This is a genomic window from Fictibacillus sp. NRS-1165 (assembly GCF_050468105.1).
Taxonomy (GTDB): Bacteria; Bacillota; Bacilli; order Bacillales; family Fictibacillaceae; genus Fictibacillus_C; species Fictibacillus_C terrinigri.
Genome location: NZ_JBDPNU010000012.1, coordinates 112,475 through 138,581 on the forward strand (window position 1 = coordinate 112,475; position 26,107 = coordinate 138,581).

Annotated in this window: 25 protein-coding genes and 2 pseudogenes; 17 read left to right on the forward strand and 10 right to left on the reverse strand. The window is 45.0% G+C overall.

All coding sequences use genetic code 11. The features are described 5' to 3' along the window. Positions 1 to 33 precede the first annotated feature (33 nt). The 3 genes from ABHN01_RS04190 to ABHN01_RS04200 form a co-directional block, all read right to left on the reverse strand. Complete coding sequence (locus tag ABHN01_RS04190) at positions 34 to 1,296, reverse strand: CDP-glycerol glycerophosphotransferase family protein (protein WP_429874498.1); 1,263 nt, start codon at positions 1,294 to 1,296, stop codon at positions 34 to 36. A 151-nt stretch (positions 1,297 to 1,447) separates the two neighbouring features. Next, positions 1,448 to 2,479 (reverse strand): acyltransferase family protein, encoded by a 1,032-nt coding sequence (locus ABHN01_RS04195; RefSeq protein WP_429874499.1) that lies wholly within the window; start codon positions 2,477 to 2,479, stop codon positions 1,448 to 1,450. A gap of 194 nt (positions 2,480 to 2,673) precedes the next feature. Beyond that, a complete protein-coding gene (locus ABHN01_RS04200; protein ID WP_429874608.1) occupies positions 2,674 to 3,570 on the reverse strand; it encodes an AraC family transcriptional regulator in 897 nt (298 codons plus the stop codon). Between the two features lie 224 nt (positions 3,571 to 3,794). Here ABHN01_RS04200 and ABHN01_RS04205 point away from each other — a divergent pair, with 224 nt between their 5' ends. After that, entirely contained in the window at positions 3,795 to 4,640 is an 846-nt protein-coding gene (locus tag ABHN01_RS04205; protein ID WP_429874500.1) for an alpha/beta fold hydrolase, read from the forward strand. A 79-nt stretch (positions 4,641 to 4,719) separates the two neighbouring features. Beyond that, positions 4,720 to 5,385, forward strand: coding sequence for a DUF975 family protein (locus ABHN01_RS04210; RefSeq protein WP_429874501.1), 666 nt, complete (start codon positions 4,720 to 4,722; stop codon positions 5,383 to 5,385). A gap of 54 nt (positions 5,386 to 5,439) precedes the next feature. Here ABHN01_RS04210 and ABHN01_RS04215 read toward each other — a convergent pair whose 3' ends face one another. Continuing rightward, positions 5,440 to 5,736 carry a hypothetical protein gene (locus ABHN01_RS04215; protein WP_429874502.1) on the reverse strand — a complete coding sequence of 99 codons (297 nt, stop codon included), beginning with the start codon at positions 5,734 to 5,736 and terminating at the stop codon, positions 5,440 to 5,442. 141 nt (positions 5,737 to 5,877) lie between these two features. Then, a complete protein-coding gene (locus ABHN01_RS04220) occupies positions 5,878 to 6,492 on the reverse strand; it encodes a LysE family translocator (protein ID WP_429874503.1) in 615 nt (204 codons plus the stop codon). A 94-nt stretch (positions 6,493 to 6,586) separates the two neighbouring features. Between ABHN01_RS04220 and ABHN01_RS04225 the strand changes: the two genes are divergently transcribed. From ABHN01_RS04225 to ABHN01_RS04260, 8 genes and pseudogenes are all read left to right on the forward strand, one after another. Next, a complete protein-coding gene (locus ABHN01_RS04225; protein ID WP_429874504.1) occupies positions 6,587 to 6,718 on the forward strand; it encodes a hypothetical protein in 132 nt (43 codons plus the stop codon). Positions 6,719 to 6,730: 12 nt separating this feature from the next. Next, positions 6,731 to 6,841: pseudogene (locus tag ABHN01_RS04230) on the forward strand (SH3 domain-containing protein); the annotation flags it as partial. A gap of 6 nt (positions 6,842 to 6,847) precedes the next feature. Further along, on the forward strand, positions 6,848 to 7,129 hold the full coding sequence (locus tag ABHN01_RS04235; RefSeq protein WP_429874505.1) for an SH3 domain-containing protein: 282 nt from the start codon (positions 6,848 to 6,850) through the stop codon (positions 7,127 to 7,129). Between the two features lie 38 nt (positions 7,130 to 7,167). Next, a complete protein-coding gene (locus ABHN01_RS04240; RefSeq protein ID WP_429874506.1) occupies positions 7,168 to 7,776 on the forward strand; it encodes an SH3 domain-containing protein in 609 nt (202 codons plus the stop codon). Beyond that, entirely contained in the window at positions 7,773 to 8,291 is a 519-nt protein-coding gene (locus ABHN01_RS04245) for an N-acetylmuramoyl-L-alanine amidase family protein (protein WP_429874507.1), read from the forward strand. The genes ABHN01_RS04240 and ABHN01_RS04245 overlap by 4 nt, the downstream gene beginning before the upstream one ends. Positions 8,292 to 8,651: 360 nt before the next feature. Next, positions 8,652 to 9,059, forward strand: a complete 408-nt coding sequence (locus ABHN01_RS04250; protein ID WP_429874508.1) for a transposase — start codon at positions 8,652 to 8,654, stop codon at positions 9,057 to 9,059. A gap of 118 nt (positions 9,060 to 9,177) precedes the next feature. Next, on the forward strand, positions 9,178 to 11,064 hold the full coding sequence (locus tag ABHN01_RS04255; protein WP_429874509.1) for a S8 family serine peptidase: 1,887 nt from the start codon (positions 9,178 to 9,180) through the stop codon (positions 11,062 to 11,064). Between the two features lie 427 nt (positions 11,065 to 11,491). Continuing rightward, positions 11,492 to 12,964, forward strand: coding sequence for a peptidoglycan-binding protein (locus ABHN01_RS04260; RefSeq protein WP_429874510.1), 1,473 nt, complete (start codon positions 11,492 to 11,494; stop codon positions 12,962 to 12,964). Between the two features lie 54 nt (positions 12,965 to 13,018). On the opposite strand, the pseudogene ABHN01_RS04265 reads toward ABHN01_RS04260, so the two are convergent. Beyond that, a pseudogene (locus ABHN01_RS04265) lies at positions 13,019 to 13,261 on the reverse strand (polysaccharide deacetylase family protein); the annotation flags it as partial. A 382-nt stretch (positions 13,262 to 13,643) separates the two neighbouring features. Between ABHN01_RS04265 and ABHN01_RS04270 the strand changes: the two are divergent. Beyond that, positions 13,644 to 13,895 (forward strand): hypothetical protein, encoded by a 252-nt coding sequence (locus tag ABHN01_RS04270; protein WP_429874511.1) that lies wholly within the window; start codon positions 13,644 to 13,646, stop codon positions 13,893 to 13,895. Next, on the forward strand, positions 13,892 to 14,347 hold the full coding sequence (locus ABHN01_RS04275; RefSeq protein ID WP_429874512.1) for a hypothetical protein: 456 nt from the start codon (positions 13,892 to 13,894) through the stop codon (positions 14,345 to 14,347). Before ABHN01_RS04270 ends, ABHN01_RS04275 begins: the two co-directional genes overlap by 4 nt. A gap of 119 nt (positions 14,348 to 14,466) precedes the next feature. Here the strand turns inward: ABHN01_RS04275 and ABHN01_RS04280 are convergent, their stop codons facing one another. From ABHN01_RS04280 to ABHN01_RS04290, 3 genes are read right to left on the reverse strand one after another with little or no spacing between them, the layout of a single operon-like run. Next, on the reverse strand, positions 14,467 to 15,372 hold the full coding sequence (locus ABHN01_RS04280) for an accessory Sec system S-layer assembly protein (RefSeq protein ID WP_429874513.1): 906 nt from the start codon (positions 15,370 to 15,372) through the stop codon (positions 14,467 to 14,469). After that, the gene (locus ABHN01_RS04285; RefSeq protein WP_429874609.1) at positions 15,372 to 16,454 is read right to left on the reverse strand and encodes a hypothetical protein; all 1,083 of its coding nucleotides are present in this window, start codon (positions 16,452 to 16,454) and stop codon (positions 15,372 to 15,374) included. Before ABHN01_RS04285 ends, ABHN01_RS04280 begins: the two co-directional genes overlap by 1 nt. After that, complete coding sequence (locus ABHN01_RS04290; RefSeq protein ID WP_429874514.1) at positions 16,376 to 17,746, reverse strand: DEAD/DEAH box helicase; 1,371 nt, start codon at positions 17,744 to 17,746, stop codon at positions 16,376 to 16,378. Before ABHN01_RS04290 ends, ABHN01_RS04285 begins: the two co-directional genes overlap by 79 nt. A gap of 287 nt (positions 17,747 to 18,033) precedes the next feature. On the opposite strand from ABHN01_RS04290, the gene ABHN01_RS04295 reads away from it, so the two are divergent. The 5 genes from ABHN01_RS04295 (at position 18,034) to ABHN01_RS04315 (ending at position 24,673) form a co-directional block, all read left to right on the forward strand. Continuing rightward, the gene (locus ABHN01_RS04295) at positions 18,034 to 18,636 is read left to right on the forward strand and encodes a SpoIID/LytB domain-containing protein (RefSeq protein ID WP_429874515.1); all 603 of its coding nucleotides are present in this window, start codon (positions 18,034 to 18,036) and stop codon (positions 18,634 to 18,636) included. Positions 18,637 to 19,019: 383 nt separating this feature from the next. Next, entirely contained in the window at positions 19,020 to 20,165 is a 1,146-nt protein-coding gene (wecB, locus tag ABHN01_RS04300; protein WP_429874516.1) for a non-hydrolyzing UDP-N-acetylglucosamine 2-epimerase, read from the forward strand. A gap of 122 nt (positions 20,166 to 20,287) precedes the next feature. Further along, positions 20,288 to 21,820, forward strand: coding sequence for a glycosyltransferase family 2 protein (locus ABHN01_RS04305; protein WP_429874517.1), 1,533 nt, complete (start codon positions 20,288 to 20,290; stop codon positions 21,818 to 21,820). 206 nt (positions 21,821 to 22,026) lie between these two features. After that, positions 22,027 to 23,451: an MBOAT family O-acyltransferase gene (locus tag ABHN01_RS04310; RefSeq protein WP_429874518.1), complete on the forward strand. Its 1,425-nt coding sequence runs from the start codon at positions 22,027 to 22,029 to the stop codon at positions 23,449 to 23,451. Positions 23,452 to 23,479: 28 nt separating this feature from the next. Continuing rightward, positions 23,480 to 24,673, forward strand: coding sequence for a DHHW family protein (locus ABHN01_RS04315; protein ID WP_429874519.1), 1,194 nt, complete (start codon positions 23,480 to 23,482; stop codon positions 24,671 to 24,673). 148 nt (positions 24,674 to 24,821) lie between these two features. On the opposite strand, the gene ABHN01_RS04320 is transcribed toward ABHN01_RS04315, so the two are convergent. Then, complete coding sequence (locus ABHN01_RS04320; protein ID WP_429874520.1) at positions 24,822 to 25,865, reverse strand: glycosyltransferase family 4 protein; 1,044 nt, start codon at positions 25,863 to 25,865, stop codon at positions 24,822 to 24,824. Positions 25,866 to 26,107: the final 242 nt, after the last annotated feature.

Genomic DNA, 26,107 nt, shown 5'->3' on the forward strand with positions numbered 1-26,107 from the left:
AAAAAAAGCACCCGTTCATGCGGGTGCTCAAATTTACACGTTTTTACGGGTTAGCAAGTAGTCAATCACTCGGTCAGAAGAATGGCCATCATGCAAGCTGCAAAACGTTTTATAAAACTCGCTGTAATCAGGTGCTACTCCTTTAATGACTTTAGGCAGGGCCTGAAGCAGCTGTTCTTCGGTGTAGCAGATCTCACCTGCATGCCGTTCGCTTAATTCAAAGTAAGAGCCTCTTAAAGGACCGACATAATCGTCGTAGTCAGGGACGTAATAAATAACAGGTTTCAAGCTGCAGTACCAGTCAAATACAATGGAAGAGTAATCGGTGATAAGGACATCAGCTGCACACATCAGCTCAATGGCATCGTCCCAGCCGCTGACATCAATAACTCGGCCGGCGAGACCTGTTATTTTATCATCAGAGCTGCTCATATGATGAGATCGGATGAGCAATATCGCGTCTTCAGGAGCATGCTCAATAAATTTAAATGGATCTAACATCAAATTGAATTCGAACATAGAGTTCCCAAGATGTTTGCCATCGCGCCAAGTGGGCGCATAAAGGTAGACAGGCACGTTATCGTTGTGTACTCCAAGTTTTTCTCTTATTTTTTGTCTGACGTTCAAGTACCTATCGTTATCATAGAAGATATCATTGGAAGGATAACCGAATTCTACGACTTCCCCTTCATACCTAAAAGCTGATTTGAAGATCTTTGTAGAATAAGGATTTGGAGATAATAGGGCATCCCATTTCGTTGATTTCACATAGAACTCAGGAGTCGAGCGTCTTTCTAATGGACGGGATAAAATGTCCCAATGCAGTCTTTTGAAAGGTGTACCGTGCCAGGTTTGAAAATAGAATGTCTCCGGCCGATGGTACCAAAGCGGGAAAGTCGTGTTGTTGATAATATATCGTGACCGTGCAAGAAAGTTATAATACTCTGAGGATGCTCTTTCTACAATAATAGGATCTCCCGGAATCTTTTCTTTGCCGGAATAACACCACACATATGTATAATTCGGATACCGTTCAATCATGCGTTCATAAATGTATCTCGGGTTGCCAGTATACTGTTTGCCCAAATTACTCTCGAAAAAGAACAGGTGCTGATCAACCTTATTAGCCTCTGCTGCCTTTTTGTATTGCCAAGGTACTCCAAATCCGCGAGACTGCGCAATAAAATTAAAAACTGCAGGATATTTGGGGAATACATTCTTCTTTAAGTCATCCTGAGAAATCGTCGAAAAATAATCCAAAACAAAGGGGTTTAAATCCAAAGAATCCGTTTTCATTTCTCCCACCTCCAGCGTCTATTAGAAAACATTTTTATCCATTGTCATCTTTTACCTATTATACCTTAAGCCCAAACATCTTCCAATGAAGTGTTGTCGGATGGTGGAACAGAAAAACAGATGCCAAGGCGATGACATCTGTTTTTTTAACTTATGCTGTTTTGGCTAGCTTAGGTGACGTGTTCTTGATTTTACGATTGATGTTGCCTACAATATAGGATCCAAACGGCAGAATGGATATCAGTTTAATTAGAACCATCGAGATCAAAAGTGTGATCAAGAAGAGCGAAAACACTTGCAGATAGGTTTGATCAAACCATTGAGCGCTATAGGGAGCCAGGTAGCGCTGAACCTGCCAATGAACCAGGTAGATCCCAAATGAATAATTGCTGATCAGGTTCACGATTTTCATGTTTGGAAGCCGCTGTCCCCAAGCTAGAACGAAGAGGCCGAGAGATACGGTTAGCGGCAGCAGATCAAGACGTTTTGAACCTACACTGACGTAACCGGATATATAAAAGATGAGTACGATCACAAGACTTAAAATCACCCCAATGAGGGTATGATAACGGTATTCCTGCAGTTTGGCGGCAATGACTTTATAATTTCTGCCAATCGCATAGGCAATGGTAAAGTACGCAAACCATGCGGTGAACGGAATTTTCAAATACGTTAAATTTTCTTTAATCCAAGGGTGCGCGCCCTCCATTACTTTAAAATGAAGAGCCATCACAAGAATACTGAGCGGAATGAGCCAGTTCATTGTGATCCTGTACTTTGTTACAACGTAATGCAGAAGATAAAATTGAAAAATGATCAGAACAAAATACCCTTCGTAATTTCCTAACAGGTTGTTTTTAATCATAATAGCAATATCAATATTGGGGTTAAGCTGGTAGCTCACCAATGCATCAATGATCGCAAAGACGATGAAAGGAGCAAGAATCCACCTTACTCTCTTCTTCCAAAAATTTTTTGGAAGCTCATCGGGATAGCGGTTTGCCAGAATGATCTCGGACAGGATGACAAACGTTGGCGTGGCGTAGCATAAAACGATACGCAGCAGGCTGTAAGCTTCGGACGCAGGGTAACCGCCGACAGAAACGGCTGTCAGTGATGTGCTGTGCAGGAATACGATGCACAAGCAGGCGATGGTGCGCATTAAGTTCCATTCTTTAATCAAGGGTATTTGCCCCCTTTCCATTAAAATCAGACGTTCCAATCAATTCATGAACACCATAACAATGAACAAGGAAAGGAGCAACAAGATTCGACATTCTTAACAATTATTTATATAAACTTTATAAAACTTTTAAAAAGTAAAATACATGAAAAGACGGCACTCTCTGAGACGAAGAGTTGCCGTCTTTCTTATGATTATTTGATGGGGATGAGGATATCCATCTGCTTGTTTTGAGGATCTGCGCTTCGATTATCGTATAGCTCGATCTCGGCTCCGCCAGCGTGTTCATAGCCAGAGGATGGGAACCACTCCTTAAAGATATATTGCCATGTTGCCTGAATGCTGTCGGAAAACTCGTGATTCGATACTTTTGGTGTGGTGAACACCGCGTATTTCGTTTCAGGAAACGTTCTCGCAACCAAGCCATCAGGTACGTTGCTGGCATCTGTCACTTCAGAACAGATTAAGTAGCTGAACGAACTGTTCTCCTGGTTAAAGTCTGTGCAGATGCCAAGTTCTACAGACGGATCCTTCTTACTTGGAATGGCTTCTCTCATTTTATTGTTGTGCAGGTAAGTCTGCCAGAACACCGGTATTTCCTTTAAATTCTTACCATCTTCACTCGTGGTTTTGAGTTCATATCCGATCACGCTGAATTCTGGTTTCATTAAAATTTTCGGCTGCATGAATGGTCCTCCTACAATGGGTTTGTTGATGAGGGCGGCTTTCTCAGGGAGCGTAAAGGTGTACAGCTTTTCTTTCCGAAACTGCGTGGGTGTCACCGCGAATCGTTTTTTGAACGCCCGGTTAAAGGACTCATGGGAAGAAAACCCGCAGCTGAGGGCAATGTCCACAATCTTGAGCTCTGAATGGACAAGCAGATCCGCTGCGTGCGCAAGCCTTCTTTTCCGAATATAGTCCATTACCGGGTGGCCGACCAGCATCAAAAAGACGCGGTGAAAGTGAAAAGGCGAAAAGCAGGCAATGCTGGCGAGTTCCGAAAGTGTTAATGATTCCTCCAGGTTCTCTTCGATATAGTCGATCGTTTTTTGAATATTGTAGTAGTAATCCGTAACGTCCGCCTCCCTTATGACTCTATCTTAAAATGGTTCAGAAAGGAATTCTTAACCTTCTTTGCGGTGTTGAGGTTTTTGGTGCCTTTTTGGTGCCAGGCACCGAATTAAACCCTATTCTTTTTCGGCAAATGAACGAATAAAGTCTTCTTTTCGGGAAGTAATGGTAAAATGAGGATAAGAAAGGCAGGCTAATTCGGGTGCCAGGCACCGTAAATAGGCACCGTAAATAGGAAGGGGCGATGTATATGTTTTGTGATCTTGGAGATGTTCGGGTTCATTATGAGGTACGCGGGGAAGGGACACCAATCATTTTGATACATGGGTTTTCTCTGGATTACCGGCTGATGGAAGGCTGTATGGAACCGGTTTTTGCAGGTAAAAGCGGATATCAGAGAATTTATCTGGACCTCCCGGGGATGGGGAAGACCAAGGGAGAGCACTGGATTAACGGAACGGATGACATGCTGGAGGTTGTGACACGTTTTATCGATGAAGTCATTCCAGGGCAGTCATTTTTAATTGCGGGTGAATCGTACGGGGGCTATCTTGCGAGAGGAGTTGTAAGCAAGATGGCTGGAAGGGTAGAAGGGCTGCTCACGATTTGTTCACCGATTTATGCCGAGCATGCCAAAAGAGAGCTGCCGGAGCATACGGTGATTAAAACGGATAAACGGCTGATCGCTTCCTTAACAGAGGAAGAAGCTGCGGAATTCACCTCCCTTGCAGTGGTACAGGATGAGTATGTCCTGAACCGAACGAGGGAGGAAATCATACCAGGAGCGATGCTGGCGGATCCTGAATTTTTGGAGAAGATCAAACAGAACTATTCTTTTTCCTTTTCCATTGATCTGGCGAAGCCTTTTGAGAAACCCGTACTGTTCTTTGCAGGAAGGCAGGATGCGGTCGTCGGCTATAAGGATCATTGGAAAGTCATGGGCCAATTCCCTCGCGCATCTTTTGCTGTGCTGGATCGTGCTGGGCACAACCTTCAGATTGAACAGCCAGCAGTATTCAATGCGTTAGTGGCTGACTGGCTGGACAGGACAGAAGAGACCATCTCCCTGAAAAAAGAGCCCATAAAATGACCGGTGTGGTATAATGGTTTTTTCCAAAGAATAACTATATTACACAAGAATTGAAACAAAAAGGTAAGGTGAAAGAGGCATGAGAATAAGAGAAATAAAAAAGGAAGCACTGGTGGCCTTGGAAAACAAATGGGGCTTTGCGGTTTTGCTGGCCTTCCTTTTGGGGATATTTACGGTTTTTCTTCCAAACGTCATTGATTTTTTTGTATTGGGTGGAGTTGATGAGTTTAATGGAGCAACACGAAGCGTATGGGCAGACATATTTTCTTTGATCATTACGGGTATTGTTTATCCCATTTCGATTGGTTTTAACTGGGTGTTTTTAAGTCTCATACGGCGCGAGCCTCAACAAGTGAAGAGCATGTTTCAGCCCTTCCTGGATATCGGCACTTTCCTGAAAATTATTGGTACATCGATTTTAGTAGGAATTTTCACGATGCTCTGGACACTGCTGTTGATCGTTCCAGGAATTATCAAAGGGCTTGCCTATTCGCAAACCTTTTATGTACTCAAGGATAACCCGGGCATTTCCATGACAGGAGCAATCACCGAAAGCCGTCGGTTAATGGACGGATACAAGTGGAAGTATTTCCTTCTTCAGCTGAGCTTTATCGGCTGGATCCTCTTGGCGCTAGCGACATTCGGGATTGGATTCCTATGGCTGATTCCTTATATCACGGCTTCCTCTGCTGAATTTTACAATGAAATTCGCCAGGCTAAAAACAACGATTCTGTTGAAGCTTAATAAGAAAGGCATCTGTGCATTAAGCACGGATGCCTTTTCTAGTGATAGGAAAACCTATTCTCTTAGTAATAAAAATTCCCCTGTTTGCAGGTGGTCACCGTAATGTTCTGCTTCTTCATGTTCGACCCCCAGGAAAACGAGCCGCTCTTTTCCCGAGAGATTCTGTGAGAAGGATGAGTTGTCGGATTGGTCCAAAAAATGCTGGATGGTCTGCTCGTTGTCTTCCTTTTCTTCGATGGTCTCATAGGGGCCAACGACTAAAAAAGTGCTGTTCTCGTGCTTCGGTTTCAGATGATTTCTCTCATCCACCGCTTCCTGCTCGGTTTTATACACTCCCACTACCTTAAACATTTTTCTTCCCCTCCCTAAAGATGTTAAATATTTAAATAATGAAAATAACTTTCCAATCAATACCCGTAATGTTTCAATCTGTAACATTATGTAACAAAAAATCCTCTGAGTGATAACCAGAGGACGAAGGAGTCGTGTTTTTTAGTTTTGTTTTTCCAGCGCCAGTTTCATGCCAAAGCCGATCAGGACCACCCCGGTGACTCCCTGCATGATCCGCTGAGTCGCAGGCCGTTTCATAAAGAAACTGATCTGGTTGATTAAATAAACGTAAAAGAAGAACCAGACTGCGGTCAGAACCGTATAGGTAAGTCCCATGATGGAAAACTGAACAAATGCATCGCTTCCTCGTTCTAGAAACTGCGGCAGAAAGGTGAGGAAGAAAAGGGCGACCTTCGGGTTCAGCAGGTTCGTCAGGAACCCCTGTCTGAAACATGAGCTTGGCCTGTGGTGATTGGCTGACTGCTCTGCAGAATCTTCTGCATACCCGGTCTCAATTTTCCGTTCCTTCATGTACCAGAGCGATTTGATCCCAATGTAAACCAGATAGATCGCACCGGCATATTTAAAAATAGAAAAAAGAAGTGCCGACTTTACGATAATGGCAGACAAACCGACGACCGCCGCAATGGTATGTATAAGTAAAGCACAACATGTACCAAGCATGGTTTTAAAGCCGCCGTTCTTGCCGAGAGATAACGTGTTCCTTGTGGCTATGGCTGTATCGGGGCCCGGAAGAATAATCAGGCACACCGCCATGACGAATTTTGATGGAATTTTTTGTCGATTTGCCGATAGAAATAGTAGAAAAAATTAGTAGAAAGATAGAAAGTGAGAAAGGGGGCTAACGCTTTTGAGAAAGATGACTTCACTGGCTCTCATCCTGGCATTCATTTTATCTCTTTTTACCACACATGCGGAAGCAGCAGCGAGCCAGACTAATCAAAAAACAAAAGTTACAGCAACAATTTTAAATGTCAGATAGAAGCCAAGTACGAGCAGCAGTATCATCGATAAGCTGAAAAAGAATGCAGTCGTTACCATTAAAACAGAATCGAATGGGTGGTCCCAAGTAACTCTTAAAAAGGGGACAGGCTGGGTATCATCCAAGTACTTGAAAAAGGATGCCCCGGCATCCACGGCGAAAACAGGGTACGTCGCGGCGACTTCTCTTAATCTTAGAGCGAAGGCTTCGACTTCCAGCAAATCATTGATGTTTTTGAAAAAAGGAAACAAGGTGACCATTCTAAAAACGTCTGGTTCCTGGTATTACATCCAGGCATCAGGCAGCAAGAAAGGGTATGTATCCAAGAATTACATCTCTACGAAAGCACCTGCTCCTTCCTCATCTCCAGCAAAAACGGTATATGGCTATGTCAACGCCTCTTCTTTTTAACGCTGAGAGAAAAAGCTTCAACGTCAAGCAAATCTCTCATGCAGCTGCCACGAGGAACAAAGATTACAATCATAAAGACGTCAGGGTCCTGGCACAATGCAAAAGCTCCAAACGGAACAATAGGCTGGGTTCTTAAAAGCTATGTCACCAGCAAAGCACCCGCACCTGCTCCAACTAAAACGGTTTATGCTTATGTTAATGCGACATCTTTAAATGTAAGAGAAAAAGCGACAACCTCCAGCAAATCGTTAATAACGCTGAAAAAGGGCCAGCAGGTGAAAGTTTTGGAGCCTGGAAGCACGTGGAGCTATATTCAGGCTTCAAACGGCACAAAGGGATGGGTGTCCAAGAAATACTTGTCACCGAGTGCTCCTATCTCTCCGCAGCCATCCGTTAAAAAAGGGTATGTGACAGCTAACGATTTAAATGTAAGACAAGGGGCGGGAACCACTTACAAAGTACTGGGCAGACTAAATGCCGGTGCCGAAGTGCAAGTGATTTCCAGCAAAGGAGACTGGCTGAGCATCAAGACATCCAAGGGATTAAACGGATGGGTGCATAAGGCCTATATCACTTACACCAATCTTCAGGATGACAGCTTGTCTCTACCGGCAAGTTTTCCGAACCTAAGAGGAAAAAAATTATGATTGACCCAGGGCACGGCGGTTCAGATGTCGGCGCAATAGGTGCTGGATATGGCACCTATGAAAAAAATGTCACGCTGTCCACCGCACTAATCCTGCAGCAAAAACTCCGAGCGGCCGGGGCAACAGTCTACATGACACGCTCCACCGATACATACATTCAGCTTACTTCGCGTCCACAGTTAAGCAATAACTACTGGGTGGATGCATTTGTTAGCATTCACTACAATTCAGGAGCATCTGCTGGAACAGGGATCGAGACGTTCTACCAGCGGGGTTCACAGTATAGCGAATTAGCTTCCTTAGTTCAGCAAGGGGTTGTAAAATATACAGGCTTCAGAAACAGAGGTTATGCAAGTAATAACCTTCAAGTGCTGCGAACCAACAAGCGACCTTGTGTTCTTGTTGAACTCGGTTTCCTATCGAATAAAAGCGAAGAAAAGATTGTGAGAACATCAGCCCATCAGCAAAAAGCTGCCGCTGGCATCGCAGAAGGGCTGAACAATTATTTTAGATAGTTGAGTTGGTGCCAATTGATTTGGTGCCAGGCACCGCCCTTAAACAAGTTTGTAATCGCGGGTGCCTGGCACCATTTATTTTTTTCTTACTTGAGAAGGGAAGTGAAGACGGCTGTAGAACATTATACTCTACCTCTTGTTTTTGCATCGCTCTTTCCCCATCCTTTAAAACCCCAATCGAAAGGAGCCCCGTAATGCCGCGCAAACAACGACCCTGGTTTCCGGGTGCAATCTACCACATTACCTGCAGAGGAAACCGCAAAACCTCCATCTTCTATGACCGAGAAGACTATCTCTACTACCAATACCCGCTGAAAAAGACAAACAGACGACCCTTTCAACCTTCATGCTTATTGCCTCATGCCTAACCATACTCATCTTCTTCTGGAAACGACCGTCAGTCCTCCAGGCGAAGCGATGGGTTATTTAAATACCCAATATGCCAAGTATATCAATAGAAAATATGATCTCGTCGGGCATGTGTTTCAGGGACGGTATGGTGCTTCTCTCATTGATTCCATGATGTACTTAATAGACGTCAGCCGTTACATTCATCAAAATCCTGTAGCCGCACTAATGGTACTGAATGCGGAAGACTATGAGTGGAGCAGCTACAGTCACTATATTGCAGCTGGGCTGGATCCAGGTGTAAAGGTGAAAACCGAATATATCCTGTCACAGTTTCCAGCCCCTAAACAGGAGAATTACAAGAGTTTCATAGAGGGAGCGGAATATGGCGATATTGTGAGGAGGGCGCCGCCGCTTTAATAACGGATTGGTGCCTGACACCAACAAATTACCAATATTTTTAAGAAATTTCATTTTACTAGAAAAGAAAAATGATATAATTAAGCTTTCATAAAATTAGACAAAGATGGGGAAGAGAATGAATACATTTAAACGAACGCTATCCGTTATAACCGCTGGATTGGTAGGAACGAGCCTATTAGGTTCAGCTGTTCACGCGCAAGGAACAGAGCTTGCTAAAAGAAACATGTTTTTCAGCACACAAACGATCGTACAACCCGCTGAATCCATCGATCTAGCCAACGTAAATAAAAGAGAAATTATCGTGAAAACCAAAGAAGGAAGCACGTTTGCACCATCTGCTTACGGTTTGGTCAATAACGCCTCACCTTCGATCCTGAAAGAAGAAGGAATCAGCGTATATCAGATACCAAACGATAAAAATTATGAAAAGACACTGAATCAGATTAAAGAGGATCAGGATGTTGATTATGCTGAGCCGAACTATGTTTCCAAGAAATCAGCAGAGCCGGTATTGCCGAACGACAAACTGTATGATCAGCAGTGGGCTTTGAAAAAGATCAACTGGACAAAAAACCTTGTGAATCCTTCCGCAGGACAGAAGCCTGTTATTGTTGCGGTTTTGGACACTGGGGTTAATGCGAACCATCCTGATCTACAAGGAAAGCTGCTTAAGGGCAAAGACTTTGTCAACAATTTACAAGCGCCCACTGATACGGTCGGCCACGGGACTGAAGTCACCGGGATTATAGGGGCGACGACAGATAATAAGATCGGAATCAGCGGTCTTAACAATTATGTTAAAATCCTTCCTGTACGGGTCGGAGGCAAGGTATCCATCCCTAATTCAAGCGTGATCGCTGGTCTTCATTACGCGATCAATCAAGGGGCAAAAGTTATCAACATGAGTTTTGGATCGGCAGAACCGAGCCAGGCTGAATACGATGCGATTATGGAAGCTGTCCGCAAAGGAATCACCCTTGTTGCTGCATCAGGAAATGAGAACCCGGTGTACGGTGTGAACTATCCTGCTGCCTACCCTCAAGTCATCAGTGTCGGTGCGACAAGATATAACGACACGATCGCGCCTTTCTCTAGCAGAGGGCCTGAGCTTGATGTGGTGGCTCCGGGAACGGACATCATGACGACATTGAAGGATCGCACCTATGGCCAAAAAGGTGTGTCAGGGACGTCATTCTCGGCACCGATGGTATCCGGATTGGCTTCGCTTTTATTAACAAAAAATCCGTCACTGACACCTCAGCAGATCGAATATATGATTGAAAAGTCAGCTTACAAGCCTAATCGTTCCGGTTATAATACCGCTGCCGGACTGACTGATTTTTATGGATACGGAAGAATTGATGCGGCAAAAGCTTTAGAAACAAACTTCCCTCTTCTTTCTGGAGATACAACAGAAAATCCGGCGAAAGCGAGATGGATAAGCAAGGGAACCGTATACAAGGATAAGTTTGACGTTCCTTTCGATGGCGATATGCACCGATTCAAATTAACGAAAGAGTACAATGTGAAGATTGAAGTATCTGCTGCAGCAGGCATGGATCCAGTCATCGCTGTGGACAGAGTTTCACGTGACGGAAAATTGACGTATGAAAAAATAGCAGATAAAAGCGGTGTGGGCAAAGCCGAAACATGGTATGCGAAACTGAAGCCAGGCATCAATTATGTGACTGTTTATGAAGCGAACAACCACTGGTCCGCAAAGCCGTACAGTATGAAACTTACAGCGTATGAAGCTGTAGCGCCAGCTGCTCCTAAAGTAAACAAAGTCGATAGCAACGATAAATACGTTACCGGAAAGGCAGAAAAGAAATCCAGGGTAGAAGTCAAAAAAGGGAATACCGTGATTGGAAAAACGACGGCAAGTTCTACAGGCGCGTATAAAGCCCCAATCAAAGTTCAAAAACGCGGCACGGTTCTATACGTAACAGCAACCGACGCAGCAGGCAACAAAAGCAAGCCAACCAAGATCACAGTAAAATAATATAATATTCTTTGATGATCAGCTGAAAGGCTCTCCGTTTTTTAACCCGGAGAGCCTTTTTTTATTTGGTGCCTGGAACTGCGATTGTACACTTGTGTAACGCAAGTGCCAGGCACCAAAATTAGCGCAATTGAAAGTGAAGCTTAAGCCGCCCTTGCATTTCTACCCGATACGTAAAATGTACCGAGATAAGAAGAATGAACTAGTCTTATAGATATGTTCCTACCGGGTGCGAGGCACCGCCGTTACACACTTGTGTGAAGATGGTGCCAAGCACCCTCGCGGCACCCTCTCAAATCACACCAAAAAGTACATCTTTCTGTCCAAATATACAAAAAAGTTAAAAAATTCACTTGTAATCTTACAGTTTGTTCCGATATATTTAGTAGTATATGGCACTTATGGTCGAATAAGGAGGGTTACGCATTTGAAAAAGGGGAGCACGAACGCGGTCAAAACTCTGGTCATTTCCTCTGCTTGTGCGGGGGCTATTCTATTGCTTCCGTCCAAAGGAGAGGCAGCATTAGGAGATCAAGTGTTAAGGAACGGGATGAAGCACCCGGATGTGAAAGAACTGCAGCGGGCACTTTTACAGCAGGGCTACTTAAAATCTTCTGTTACGGGTTATTATGGATCGATCACGACAAATGCAGTAAAGCAATTCCAGAAAAAGCACCATCTCGTCATCGATGGGATTACAGGCAAGATGACGGTGCGGGCGATTACTCAAACGACTGGGATCAAAACACCTCCGAGTACTCCTAAAACTGCAAAAGCAGCCTATAAGACGCTGAAGCAGGGTTCGCAGGGGAATGAGGTTGAAAGACTTCAGAGAAAGCTTAAGGAGCTTAAATACTTTAAATACCCTAAGATCACTGGGTATTATGGCAGGGTTACTGCAGATGCTGTAAAAGCCTATCAGAGGGAAAAGAAGATAACGGTATCAGGAATCGCGGACGATCGGACTCAGCTGTTACTCTTTAAGACCTCATCAACTGCTCCTGCAAAAGGCCCAATGCCCGTATCTGCTAAACCGAAGCCTGCATCAGGCGCTTTGCGTTTGAATTCAGTAGGATCGGAAGTATATGAGCTTCAGTCCAATCTAAAGGATCTTGGTTTCTACAGCTATAGCCTCGACAGGATTTTCGGAAAACGGACCGAGGCAGGCGTCAAGTCCTTTCAAAAAGCTTACAAGCTTCCCGTCACAGGAGCAGCAGACAGTAAGACTCTTGCAAAATTAAGTGCCGAAGTAAAGAAAAAGAAAGATGAGCAGGCCCCGCCTCCATCCACAGGACTTCGTTTGAACTCTGTAGGGCCTCAGGTTTATCAGCTTCAATCCAACTTAAAAGCTCTTGGTTTTTATACATATAAGATGGACAACATCTTTGGAAAGATGACTGAGTCGAGCGTCAAGTCTTTCCAGAAGGCTTATAAGCTTCCTGTTACCGGGGTCGCCGACAGCAGGACCATCGAAAAAATTACGGCTGAAGTGAAAAAGAAGGGGATTGAACCGGCTAAACCGGAAACGGCCGCCAAGCCGTTCAGCGTCATTAACCTGGTGGGGGATGCGGCTGAGCTTGTCGGAACGCCATATACTTGGGGCGGTGACACCTTGGAAGAAGGCTTCGACTGCAGCGGCTTCCTCGTGTACTTGTTCAAGAAACAGAACGTTCAGCTGCCTCGAACGGTTGCATCTATTTGGAGTGCTGGAAAACCATTAAGCAAACCGAAAGTGGGAGATATCGTATTCTTTGAAACGTACAAAAAAGGGCCTTCCCATGCGGGCATCTATATCGGCAACAGTAATTTTGTGCACAGCGGTTCACGCGGAGTAACCGTCAGCGACTTTAGGCTGTCCTATTGGACCGACCGCTATCTTGGTGCCAAACAGCTTTATTGATACAAATCGGGTGCCAGGCACCTTCTTTTTGACGTCTTCTTTTACTTCTTCAGTTTAATCATCCCGGGTACCGTAACAAAGGTATTGGGTCCGGCTTGATTTGGTAAGGGAAGGATGAGTGTATGTGTGGTTGCCGATGTAATGGCCGTCTTTATGGATACGTTTGATGACCGAAGGATTGGCTTTTACCTGTTTTCCTACGACAAAGAAGGTCGCTTTCACATGGTATTTTTTTAGGATGGTGAAAATTTGGTCCGTTGTTTTTCCGTCGGGTCCGTCATCCATGGTGAGGGCAGCTGTTTTCTTGTATTTGGACCTGACCGGAACACCTCAGTCGATTTTGTGGCTTTAACGGGTTGGTCAGGAAGAATGAATGAAATGTCCAGCAAAAAAGCAAACAAACCGATAAAAAATATCCCCTTTTTCATGTTTGATCTCCCTTTTCTCAATGGAGTGAATTTCTTACTGTTGGTGGTTTTAAAGGAGTAGACAGTGCTTCCTGCAAAAAGTTTCATGGGACAAATTAAATCTTCCAATTTTTTAAATTCGGTTGGAGAGACATTGACTTTTTGCCTATTCGTTACCATAATAGGAATAAAATACTTTATTTTTGGATAATAAATGGAAAAATCATATTAATATCTTACTGGAAAACGTATTTGAGGGAAGGGTAAACAACATGAAGGCAGGGGCAATTGAAGTCCATGACTGGAAAAATAATATTGTTCCTCATCAAACAGACGAATGGTACTATCATTCTTTTAAAACCTTGCTGGGATTGAGGGTTAAAGGATATCAAAACCGCCATCGGTATTACTTTTCTCTTTATAAAAAAAATATTCGAGCGCTATATATCACGAAGCATGCGGCATACCGATGGAACATCCGCATCGGTCGAACATGGGTCTTGTTTCCCTGCGGTCATACATGAATACACTGTGGTCTGAGCCGGAGCGGGTAATCATCATCGGACGGAATACCGGAATCATAGATAATGAGATTGTATTTACTTTTGAAGTCGAAAACAGCAGCATGATTGTTACGACTTTTTATGGAAGGATTTCCATTCTGCCTGCTTTGCAAAGCATCACAAACCTGCATAAACTGGACGATTATCCCCATCAGCTGCTTGATCTGTATCTGCCGGAACATGTACTGCGGCATCAGAAGCTTCCGATTCTGCCCATGAATTCCATGATGTTCTCTGGATCCCGTTTTTCCTATAAGCTTGAGGAATTCCTATTCGACCAGAACACTCAAAGACTGATCAGCGGCTTCCGTCCATCTTCTATGGGTTTGGAACGCAAACGGTTTTTGTATACGTTTATGAATAACGGTCAGCTGACGGTAAAAGAGCTCATCCCCGGACAAAAAGATTGGTAAAAGTGTACACAGTGCGCTGCGGCTTATCTCACAGCCGGAGATGGCTGCCTCTTCCCCAAGCGAGCTTCTGACCCAATAAACTGAAAAAAGAGAAACCCGCCGAGGGTTTCTCTGTTTCTTTAGGATTGCGGGGGATAGACCTTCCATGCTGAAAGATCAGGTGTTTTGTTAAGAAGCAGTGCTTCCGGAAAAATAAAGGTCCATGGCTTGCTTGTGTTGGCCTTTACTTCAAAATCAGTCAGCTGGAAGGCTCCTTTGGCCGTCAGTTCACCGCTGCCGTCTTCAAAGCATAACGGAAGCTGTTCCACTTTGATGTCTTTATCGCTCCCGTTACGGATGAGCAAGGTAACAGAAAGGTCACTGTTATCGGCCATACGGGCTTCGATGCCCATAAAATTGATCTCACCGGCTGTCAGAGGAGGGAGGTTACTGACCATCTCATAAAGCCTTGTCTTCTGCACATCGTTTAAGCTGTTCTCCCAGCTTTCATGGAGCATAAGCTGGTGTTCAGATGGTGCTTTCTTCTTCAATTCAAAAGCAATTTTCCAGTCATTATCTGCAGGAAACACATTTCCGGTCAGATCTTCTTCAGAAAACAGGAAAATCCATGGCTGGCAAGCGCCCGCCGGAAGATCGCCCATCAGCTCAAGATCAAACGTTTTGCGTGCAAAGACGGTTCCCTCCGCATCAAGAAGAAGCAATGTCACTTCCTCGAATCGGATGCTTTTGGACAATGTGTTGCGGATGAAGGCATTCACCATAAAACTGCCGTCATCTGCTGCCACATCAATTTTTGAGATCGAAATTTGGTTTGGTTTTAATTTAGGCAGCTGTGCATGGTGGAACTGGTACACATAGCGATCCTGTATGGTAATGTCCCAATCCGGGTGAATGTGAAGTTCCGTTTCCGCCTCTTCAGCAGCGGGCTCCTGGACAGCGTCGGTATCTTGAACCGGCTCCACCACGGCTACGGGTGTCTCGTTCGTATCTTTATGGTTTGTATTCTTTTTGAAAAAGGATAGCATTACTGTCCTCCGGTTAGTTCCGTTTGGCTGTATTGGACCACAGTCGCAAACTGGATGGTGATTTCTTGGTTCCATTCTCTGTGCATGCCGAGGAACGCATCATACGCGTCTTTTTCAAACATGCGGTAAGGATCTTCCTGAGAGTAGCTCTTCAGGTGCATGCCTTCCTTTATAAAGTTCATCGTTTCCAGGTGGCGGAGCCAGAGGGTATCGAGCGAACGAAGGATAAAGCCTTTCACCTCGTGATCGCGTTCTGTGTTCTCTTCTTCGGCCAAACGTTCCATCAGACGATTCCTCTCTGCCAAAAACCGATCAATGGTTTCCTGAATCTCTTCCTTTTCCATGTCGTTAAACGTGGATTCGGTCAGCGTTTGTTCTGGAAAAATCGTTTGAAGATCAGCCCTCAAACCGTTAACATCCCAGTCCTCAGACGGCAATTCCTCCACACAATGGGCATCGGCCACATGCGTGGCATATTCCTTCGTGCTCACCTGGATGAGGGGATAGACCGATGGTTCATCCAAGATGCGGTTGCGGAGGGCATAAACGACCTTGCGCTGCTGATCGGAAACGTTATCCACCTTCAGCAGGTGTTCACGTGCCGAGTAGAAGATTCCCTCAATGGAAAGCTGTACTTTGTTTACAAACTTGAGAGGTTCGGGTTTGATGACTTCCCCTGTAGAGTTGGTCTCGGCTTTTTTGATCCATTTGTCGATTTCTTCTTTATCCATCTTGCTGAACAGCTCGTCCTCAAGAGACAGGATAAACTGGGAAGAACCCGGATCTCCCTGGCGTCCGGCACGTCCGCGCAGCTGGTTGTCGATGCGGCGGCTCTCATGACGTTCCGTTCCGATGATATGGAGTCCGCCAAGTTCGGATACGCCCTCACCGAGCAGGATATCAGTTCCGCGTCCGGCCATGTTCGTTGCGATCATGATCGTTCCTTTTTGCCCCGCCATCGAGATGATGCGCGCTTCCTGCTCTTCGCTTTTTGCGTTCAAAATCAGGTAAGGGAGGTTCTCCCTTTCGAGAAGGGAAGCCAGATGCTCGGACTGCTCGATGGAAGTCGTTCCGACGAGAATCGGGCGTTCCGTCGCATGAAATCAGCTACGATCCGCTTGAATTTATCAGCAAGGCTGCGGTAGACAACATCCGGGAGGTCTATGCGCTGTCTCGGACGGTTCGTAGGGATCTCAACAACATTCAAACGGTACGTGTTGTAAAACTCCTGTTTTTCCGTCGAGGCAGTACCTGTCATGCCGGAAAGCTTGGAGTAGATTCTAAAATAGTTCTGGATCGTGATGGTCGCCTGGGTCTCGTTCTCATCCTTGATCTCAAGCCCTTCTTTAGCTTCGATCGCCTGCTGAAGGCCGTCGCTGTAGCTGCGCCCTTCCATGACCCGCCCGGTGAACGAGTCGACGAGCATCACTTCGCCGTCCTTAACGATGTAATCAACATCGCGTTTCATGACCGCGTGGGCACGAAGGGATTGAAGGACAAAATGGAAAAGCAGCTGATGCTCTTCATCAAACAGATTGGAGATCCCGAAAGAGCGTTCGATGGTCTGAACGCCTTTCTCTGTAAGAAAGAGCTGTTTCGTATCGGTCACGAGTTCAAAGTGCTCGTCCCTATTGAAGAGGGAGACGATCTGATTTGTGATATAAAACAGATCGGCGGATAGCTGTGATTTATTCGCGATAATGAGCGGTGTTCTCGCTTCGTCGATCAAAATCGAATCAATCTCATCCACGATGGCATAGTGAAGCGGCCGCTGCACTTTTTCAGAAGAGTGAAGCACCATATGGTCACGAAGATAGTCAAAACCGAACTCGTTGCCTGTTCCGTATGTAATGTCGGCAGAGTATGCTTTTTGTTTCTCTTCCTTAGAGATTTGCGATGTATTCAAGCCGACTTCAAGTCCAAGAAAACGGTGGATTTTTCCGATCGTTTCAAAGTCGCGGCCGGCAAGATATTCATTGACCGTAATGACGTGAACGCCTTTTCCTTCTATAGCGTTCAAATAGCTCGGAAGCGAGGCGACGAGTGTTTTGCCTTCCCCTGTCTGCATTTCTGCGACTGAACCCTCGTGCAGGACGAGTCCGCCAAGAAGTTGAACGTCATAGTGGCGCTGTCCGAGGATTCGCTTTCCAGCCTCACGGACGACCGCGAAGGCTTCAAGCTTGATGTCGTCCAGTGTCTTTCCGCTGTTGAGCAATTCCCTAAAATATTGAGTCTTCTGCCGCAGCTCTTCATCCGTTAAGCGAGAGATTGGGATTGGGTCTTCCAGCTCATTGATCTGCTGTACTTGTTTATTTAAACGTTTGACATCAGCGGAAGAGTATCCTTCCATAACCTTTTTTACTATTCCCAGCATAATAAATCTGCTCCCTTTGTCACTTGCATATATATGGAATTTATATCATATAAAACTATTTATTGGATGTCTATTCCAATTCATTGACGGTGCCAGGCACCGTTTTCTCTTCTTCTTTATAATCGTCCAAGTTGTGTTCTTATTTTAGGATAAAACTTAAAAACTTCCTGATTGAAGGCTTGAGAGCTGCAGAGCGCGATACAGTGCTTTTGAAGCAAAACCCTGCATATCCTGAATGGAATAGCTTCCTGTTCCATTTAGGCCGGCGGATGTTGGGCTATGGGGCTTTGGCTCAAACAACACATCGTGACATGGAAGAGGGAGAATTTAAGCTTACGAGCGGAGATGAAACGCTATATATCGATCAGCCGTTTAAAGCGGTTTCTGTAAAAGGAAAGTATCTGTCTCACAAAAAGAGGAACTACAACGGCGTACTGGAAGTGTCGTTCGCCGATCCTAAAAAGATCCAGGGTGTCGTACCGTCAGAGATCAGTGCAAGCTGGTATCCAGAAGCAATTAAGGCACAAGCGCTGGCAGCAAGAACGTATGCGCTGAAGCATCTTCGTCCAGCCGGCAAGTGGGATGTTTACGATACGGTCGATTCGCAGGTTTATAAAGGTGCCGGACAGGAAGCGGCCAATATCAATGCTATCATCAACGGGGCTACAAAAGGTGAGGTTATCACATACAAAGGCAGTTTGATCAATGCTTACTTTTCGGCCTCTGCCGGAGGATACACGGTCGGTTCAGGATTCGTCTGGAGCACGGATCTGTCATACTTAGTGGGCAAACCGGATCCTTATGACCAGTCAAAATTCGTGAAAAACTGGTGGACGTATGAACTCAGCTTTGATGAGATCAGCAACCTACAATATTGGCGAAGTGATTGACATTAAAATTTTGGAAAGGAAATATACACGGGCGACGAAGGTAAGAATCACTGGATTTAATGAAACTATTGAGATGTCAGGAGCTGACTTTCGAAAAATGATGAACACGGACGCCATGAAATCGGCTATTTTTACGCCTCGCCTTGTGAAGAATGAACCAGCAAAAAAAGAGAGTTATCCAAAAGGATAACTCTCTTTTCAGGGGTTAGGGGTTGGTGGTGGTTATATAAGCTATGTACCCCGCCTGCCATTGTTCTAAACCTGAAAAAAACAAACTTTTTTATTTAGATTGTGGCATCATTGACTACAGCGTAAAATAAAGGTAGCATGAATCATTAATGAATACATACAGCCTACACAGTTGTACTGAGCGAGGTATGAATATGAAAAAGAAAATTAAAGTAATGACGATCTTCGGTACACGGCCCGAAGCGGTTAAAATGGCGCCGCTCGTCCTGGAGCTGAAAAAATACCATGAAGAAATAGAGCCTGTTGTTACAGTGACTGCCCAGCATAGGCAGATGCTCGATGCGGTGCTCGATACGTTCGACATCACCCCTGACTATGACCTGAACATTATGCAGGACCGGCAGACGTTAAGCCAGATAACGACCAAGGCGCTCATTGGCCTTGAAAACATTTTGAAGGATGTCAAACCGGATCTTGTCCTCGTCCATGGGGATACAACGACGACATTTGTGGCCAGCTTGGCAGCATACTATCAGCAGATCGCGGTTGGACATGTAGAAGCAGGGCTGCGTACACATAACAAATATTCCCCGTTCCCGGAAGAGCTGAACCGCCAGCTTACCGGTGTGATCGCTGACCTTCATTTTTCACCGACGCCTGCTGCTGCCCGCAACCTGCTGGATGAGAACAAGCAGGGAGACAGCATTTTTGTCACGGGTAATACAGCAATCGACGCGTTATCCACGACCATTCAGGACGTTTACACTCACGAGGTGCTTGAAAAGATCGGCCATGACCGTCTGATTTTGGTTACGGCTCACCGCAGGGAAAATCTCGGAGAACCGATGAGGAATATTTTTTGCGCCATCAAAAGAATGGTGGAGGATTTTTCTGACGTACAGGTCGTTTACCCCGTCCATTTGAACCCGGCGGTCCAGGAGCTGGCGAATGAAATTTTAGGAAACGATCAAAGAATTCACCTGATTGAGCCGCTTGGTGTTATTGATTTTCATAACTTCGCCTCACGTGCCCATTTGATTCTGACAGACAGCGGCGGAGTGCAGGAGGAGGCTCCGTCTCTTGGTGTTCCGGTACTTGTTCTCCGCAACAACACGGAACGTCCTGAAGGCATCGGAGCAGGAACGCTAAGGCTGGCTGGAACGGAAGAAGAAAATATTTATATGATTACAAAAGAACTGTTAACCAACAGCCGTGCGTATGAAGAAATGGCCAAAGCGTCCAATCCGTACGGAGACGGACAGGCTTCACGCCGGATCGTCGAGGCGATCCTCTATCATTATTGTATGCGGACGGAGCGTCCGGATTCGTTTCACGCATAATCAAGTACACGATGCAGCAATTTGCCTTCATGGATTTCCGATGAAGGCTTTTTGCGTTTTATTCAGGAGTCCATTGGGGAAAATAAGACGGTATGTATTCAAAATGGATTTGGAGTGATTGTATGTCTTCACCTTTTCGCCAGACAGCAAGAGAATTTCTTCAGAGTGATAAAATCGAAATCGTGAATCATCCTTCAAGGAGGCTGGCCAAATGGTTCGGCCGCAAAAAGAAAATAACCGTCGTTACCGCAGCTTACAATGTGGAGACGTTTATCCACAAAACGGTAGATTCAGTCATCCAACAAACCATGGACTTCGATGACATCGAATATATTATTGTCGACGACTGTTCGACAGACAGAACGAAAGAAATTCTTCATCATTATGCCTCTAAGCATAAAAACATATGTGTGGTTTCCTTGAAGGAAAACACAGGAACACCTGGAACTCCGCGTAATATAGGAATTGAGCTTGCAACCGGAAAATACATTACTTTTTTAGACGGAGACGATTGGTTGGAGCCGGACGGGCTCGAAACGCTCGTAAACATCCTTGAGGAAACGGGTGACGATTATGCAGTCGGAAAAACGATCAAGGTCACCTCGGATTCAGAGACCATCATCGGCGAGCATGAGTCGGTCAAAGAAAGACGGAGCATCACACCGTACGAGATTCCCCGCATGTTTTACCATATGGGGCCTCGTGCCAGAGCGGTAAAGCTCTCCTTGCTTAAAGAGCATGACATCGGCTTTCCTGATATGAAGTTTGGGGAAGATAAACAGTTTTTCTGTGATGTATTTTTTCATGTAAATACCATTTCCACAACGACAAAGCCTGTCTTTTACGTCAACCGGACCGATGAGAACCCCGGTTCACTAACGAAGGTAACCTCTGTTCTGGATAAACGGCGCTGCGATCTGCAGGTCATCCAGCATATTAAAGCGCAGAATCTGCCGGTTGAAAAAGAGAGAGCCGCGTTAACCAGGCTCTATGAAATTGATATGTTTAAGACGTTTGACAGCCAGGTTTTTGTGCGATCAGATGAGAAAGAGGCTTTCATTGGCGTACTCCGCGAAGCGATGGAAACGACGAAGGACCTTCGGTATGACTTCAGGGAGTCCTTTCAGGTTCCAATGTACCGTGCCGCCGCTGATCTGTTTATGGAGGACCGAATCGATGACTTTATCCAGTTGTTTACATGGCTGAAAAGAGAAAAGAACAAGAAATACGTGATAAAAGACGGACTCCCGTATTATGAGCTTCCTTTCTTCAACGACAAGTTTCGGCACATCCGTATACCCATGCTTGCACGTGCTATCGATTCCTATACCGAAAATGGGGAGTACGTGCAGACCTTTGAAATCTATGGCGACCATGTCGATCACGTCAATACGGTGTTGATCAGAGACAGGAAGAACTATTGGAATGAAATACAAGTGGATTTCGAGATTAGCGGAAACAGAGGGGAATTCAGAGTCCCATTCAAGAAGCTGAATCAATTGAAAACAGCCTTCTTTACAGTTTTCATCCGATACAATGATTATGAACTGATCAATATTATACGGATCCTGAAGAATGAAATGGTGTATAAAGATCGTACGTTTAATTTTTACTCTACCAAAGCAAATAATATCGGTTTGAAAATTACCGAGTAACCAGGATTGACAAGGGCTTAGACGGCTCTTGTCTTTTTTTGTTTCCAATATGTTGAAATAAAATAATTGGAAAACGGTTGTCAAAAAATGAAGAATTCAGATGAATAGTATAGGGTAGGGTCGATTTATGCCGGATTTTATGCGGGTATTTACAACTTTTTTACATGTTTTTTACAAAATTAAAGAAGAGACGAAAGGATTTTTGTATGCTTTTTAGTTCAACTGTCTTTATGTTTTTATTCTTGCCAATCGTATTGCTGCTTTATTTCCTATCGCCTCGCCCGTTTAAGAACACGATCTTGCTCGGCGCGAGTTTGATTTTTTATGCCTGGGGAGAACCGCGGTTTGTACTTGTCATGCTGTTCTCCATCGCGATGAACTATGTGTTTGCACTGATCGTAGATGCGAAGCGTGAGGAAAAAACGAAGGTGAAATGGATCATCGGCGTCATGGTGGCCGCTAACTTGCTGCTGCTCGGAGTGTTCAAGTATTCCAACTTTATTGTGGATAACATTAATGAGTTGTTTGGAATGAGTATTGATATTCCTAATATTCCGCTGCCGCTGGGAATCTCTTTCTTTACGTTCCACGCCATAAGCTATGTGATCGATGTTTACCATAAAGAAAAAGCACAGAAAAACCCGATCGACCTGGCACTGTATATCGCGCTGTTTCCGCAGCTCATCGCAGGCCCGATCGTCCGGTATCATACGATTTCCCACCAGCTTAAAGAGCGTTATGAGACGTTCCAGCGCTTTGCCTATGGGACGAAGCGGTTCATTATGGGGTTAGGGAAAAAAATGATTCTGGCGAATGGCTGTGCTTATGTGGCTGACCATGTTTTCGCACAGAATCCCGGAAGCATGTCAACCAGCCTTGCCTGGATCGGAATCATCGCCTATTCCCTTCAGATTTACTTTGATTTCTCGGGATATTCCGATATGGCGATCGGGCTGGCGAAGATGTTTGGATTTGATTTTCTTGAAAACTTCAACTATCCGTATATCTCGCGTTCCATCAGCGAGTTCTGGCGCCGGTGGCATATATCCCTCGGCTCCTGGTTCCGTGATTACGTGTACATCCCTCTTGGCGGAAATCGAAAAGGGGAGATGAGGACGTACTGGAACCTGTTCATCGTCTGGATGGCAACGGGCATCTGGCACGGAGCGAGCTGGACCTTTATCGCATGGGGTCTTTATTACGGAGCATTCATCATGCTTGAGAAAGCGTTCCTTGGCAAGCTGCTGATCAAGGTGCCGCGGTTTATCCAGCACATTTATGCCGTTCTTATCGTAGTGATCGGATGGGTGTTTTTCCGTTCTGAAACGTTCAGCTATGCGTATTCCTATATTCAAACCATGTTCGGTCTGAACGGGACAGGGCTGTGGGACACAGATGCTTCCTACTATTTCACTCAGTATGGAATGGTGATCCTGCTCGCACTTATTGGGTCAACGCCGTTCTTAAAGCTATTGATGGACAAGGTGGAGGACAGAGCGGAGACCTCTCAAGGAATTCGTATTTTTGGACGGGATATCGCAACGACGAGCTATTATGCCGTCATCCTTGTACTGACTGTTGTCTATATGGTTTCTAATTCGTTCAACCCATTCATCTATTTCCGGTTCTAAAAATCATAAGAAGGGAGACGGGTGCGAAATGAAGAAAAAAATAGCGGATATGATTCTTATTGGCTTTTTGCTGCTGTTCATCTTCGGCTTTGGATTATGGACGTGGCTGAAGGATGATAACCCTGTTTCAGCATTGGAGAACAGGGATTTGAAGATGCGGCCAGATGCAACGGTGGAACGGCTGCTATCAGGGGAATACTTCAAATCCTTTGAAGCTTATTTTAATGATCAATTCCCGGGTAGACAGGCGTTTATTGAAGCCAATGCCTCGGTTGATAAATTTATCATGCAGAAGGATGAAATCAGGGATGTGTATGCTTTAAAAAATGGCTACCTGATCAATCCGGTGCATCCGAAAGACAAGACGAAGGAAGTTAATGATAAGATCAATTCCTTCGCCCATATACTTGAAAAGAAAAACATAGATGTGTACTTTGCATTGCCGCCAAACAAATCGACCATCATGGAGAATAAACTCCCGGATTACATCGAGGCCCACGGCAATGAGCTGTCAGATAAGCTGATGGATGGTTTCTCTAAGGATGTTCATGCGCTGGATCTGCGGCCGACGATAAAGCCTCATCTTCAAGAGCCGAATATGTATTTCCATACGGACCATCATTGGAAGCCGAAAGCCGCTCATTATGCCTATGAAAAAATCATTGATGAAATGAGCAAACAGCATCCCGGCGTAGGCAAGCCGATTCCGAAGAGCCAGTTTACGTGGAAAGAGGCTCCAGAAAAATTTTACGGTTCAGATGCAAGGAAAACAACCAAATCGTATGCTTCCAAACCCGATACGATTACGATCGCACAGCCAGAGTTCAAGGAAAAACCAATTTCGATCTGTTATCGGAAAACGTGCGGCCATTCATTTTATGATATGTCCAAGCTTAAGGAAGAAGGCACTTACGCTAACCATTATCAGACATACTTCTCTGGAGACGTCTCTGAGGCCGTCATCAAGAATCCGAACAAGCCAAACGGTCCGAAGGTGCTCATTCTAAAGGATTCCTATGTGAATCCGATGATCCAGTTCCTGTCCCGCAACTTTAGCGAGACACGAATTATTGATATGAGGCACTACAAGCAGAAGAGCGTCTATCAGTACATTGACCAGCACGATATCGATGCTGTTCTGTTCGTGCATAACATCAACTCCATTAATATCACACCAGCCTTTGTGGACTTCAAACACCCAGGCGGCGGTGAAAATCAATAAATGGTGTAGTGTTACCAAAGTAAACCATCCATTCCGGGAGGACAGCTCCCTGGAGTGGATGGTTTTTTGTGGAGGAGAAAAAGATGCGCAGTTTACCCAACAACACAAAAAATCCCTCTTCAACCAGGAGAGGGATTCTTGTTTCTTCCTATTTATTAGGTTTTCTGATCGCGTTCAGTACAGGCCGGTAATTTTGACCGACAAGCCCTACGCCTTCAACTACAAGCTCGATGCCGAGAGTTAGAACGGCAATGATGAACAATGAACCCCATAGCGTCGAGGTTGAGAAGAGGATCGCTGCAATCCCGAACACCGCGCTCATCGCATAGATGATCAATACCGTTGTGCGGTGGGAGTAGCCCAAACGCAGGAAGCAGTGATGCAGATGCGATTTGTCGGGTGCTGACAACGGCTGCTTATGCAAAATCCTTCTTATGATCGCGAAGATCGTATCAGAGATTGGAACACCAAGGATAATCACCGGCACCACAAGAGAAAACAACGTAACGTTTTTAAACCCAAGAAGTGATAAGACCGATATGATGAACCCTAAAAAAAGTGCTCCGGTATCGCCCATGAAGATTTTAGCGGGATGGAAATTGTAGAACAGGAATCCAAGAGTTCCGGCCAAAACGACACCGGCGATTGCCATGACAAGCACGTTGCCCATGATAAAGGCAATCGCGGCGATCGTGAACAATACAATAGAAGAAACCCCGGCGGCAAGCCCGTCCAATCCATCGATCAAGTTGATCGCATTCGTAATGGCAAGAACCCACAGCACCGTTAGCGGGATGCTGAACCAGCCCAGCTCCAGACGTCCGTCGAAGGGCAGATTAATGAAATGAACCTGAATGCCTCCGAAAACGACAACACAGAGAGCGGCTGCAATTTGCCCCGCAAGCTTTACTTTTGGTGATAATTCATAAATATCATCAAGTAATCCGGTCATAATAATGATAGCTGATCCCAAAAGGATAGGCACCGTATATGGGCTTTCCGGATGCAGGATCCAGAAGCCGATTAAAAAGCTGATAAAAATGGCGAGTCCGCCCGCTCGAGGCATCACTTTCGCATGAACTTTTCGGTTGTTTGGACTATCGACCGCTCCGATAAAGAAAGCGGCTTTTTTAACTAAAGGTGTTAGTATGATCGATGCTAGAAAACATACGAACAATGTAACGTAAAACATATGACACCTCATTAATTTCAAGATATGTTTCTGCTGTGTACCTACAAAAGGGTCGAAACGATTTGTCGATTCTTGTAGGTTGAAACAGAAAATACATCAATTTTGTCAAATTTTTCGATTTGGTCTCTAGGATTATACCATAGAAAATATATTCTCAAGTATAAAAATACAAATTTTTGGAAATACTGTACGGCGAATTAAAAAATCCCCGGAAGAAGAAGCAAAATGCTCTTCCTTGCCAG

Coding starts and splice junctions, on each gene's coding strand:
- ABHN01_RS04190 (WP_429874498.1), bottom strand. CDS start 1,296: ATGAAAACGGATTCTTTGGATTTAAACCCCTTTGTTTTGGATTATTTT.
- ABHN01_RS04205 (WP_429874500.1), top strand. CDS start 3,795: ATGTATATGTTTTGTGATCTTGGAGATGTTCGGGTTCATTATGAGGTA.
- ABHN01_RS04210 (WP_429874501.1), top strand. CDS start 4,720: ATGAGAATAAGAGAAATAAAAAAGGAAGCACTGGTGGCCTTGGAAAAC.
- ABHN01_RS04215 (WP_429874502.1), bottom strand. CDS start 5,736: ATGTTTAAGGTAGTGGGAGTGTATAAAACCGAGCAGGAAGCGGTGGAT.
- ABHN01_RS04220 (WP_429874503.1), bottom strand. CDS start 6,492: ATGGCGGTGTGCCTGATTATTCTTCCGGGCCCCGATACAGCCATAGCC.
- ABHN01_RS04240 (WP_429874506.1), top strand. CDS start 7,168: ATGCAGCTGCCACGAGGAACAAAGATTACAATCATAAAGACGTCAGGG.
- ABHN01_RS04245 (WP_429874507.1), top strand. CDS start 7,773: ATGATTGACCCAGGGCACGGCGGTTCAGATGTCGGCGCAATAGGTGCT.
- ABHN01_RS04250 (WP_429874508.1), top strand. CDS start 8,652: ATGCCTAACCATACTCATCTTCTTCTGGAAACGACCGTCAGTCCTCCA.
- ABHN01_RS04255 (WP_429874509.1), top strand. CDS start 9,178: ATGAATACATTTAAACGAACGCTATCCGTTATAACCGCTGGATTGGTA.
- ABHN01_RS04270 (WP_429874511.1), top strand. CDS start 13,644: ATGAAGGCAGGGGCAATTGAAGTCCATGACTGGAAAAATAATATTGTT.
- ABHN01_RS04275 (WP_429874512.1), top strand. CDS start 13,892: ATGAATACACTGTGGTCTGAGCCGGAGCGGGTAATCATCATCGGACGG.
- ABHN01_RS04280 (WP_429874513.1), bottom strand. CDS start 15,372: ATGCTATCCTTTTTCAAAAAGAATACAAACCATAAAGATACGAACGAG.
- ABHN01_RS04290 (WP_429874514.1), bottom strand. CDS start 17,746: ATGCTGGGAATAGTAAAAAAGGTTATGGAAGGATACTCTTCCGCTGAT.
- wecB (WP_429874516.1), top strand. CDS start 19,020: ATGAAAAAGAAAATTAAAGTAATGACGATCTTCGGTACACGGCCCGAA.
- ABHN01_RS04305 (WP_429874517.1), top strand. CDS start 20,288: ATGTCTTCACCTTTTCGCCAGACAGCAAGAGAATTTCTTCAGAGTGAT.
- ABHN01_RS04310 (WP_429874518.1), top strand. CDS start 22,027: ATGCTTTTTAGTTCAACTGTCTTTATGTTTTTATTCTTGCCAATCGTA.
- ABHN01_RS04315 (WP_429874519.1), top strand. CDS start 23,480: ATGAAGAAAAAAATAGCGGATATGATTCTTATTGGCTTTTTGCTGCTG.
- ABHN01_RS04320 (WP_429874520.1), bottom strand. CDS start 25,865: ATGTTTTACGTTACATTGTTCGTATGTTTTCTAGCATCGATCATACTA.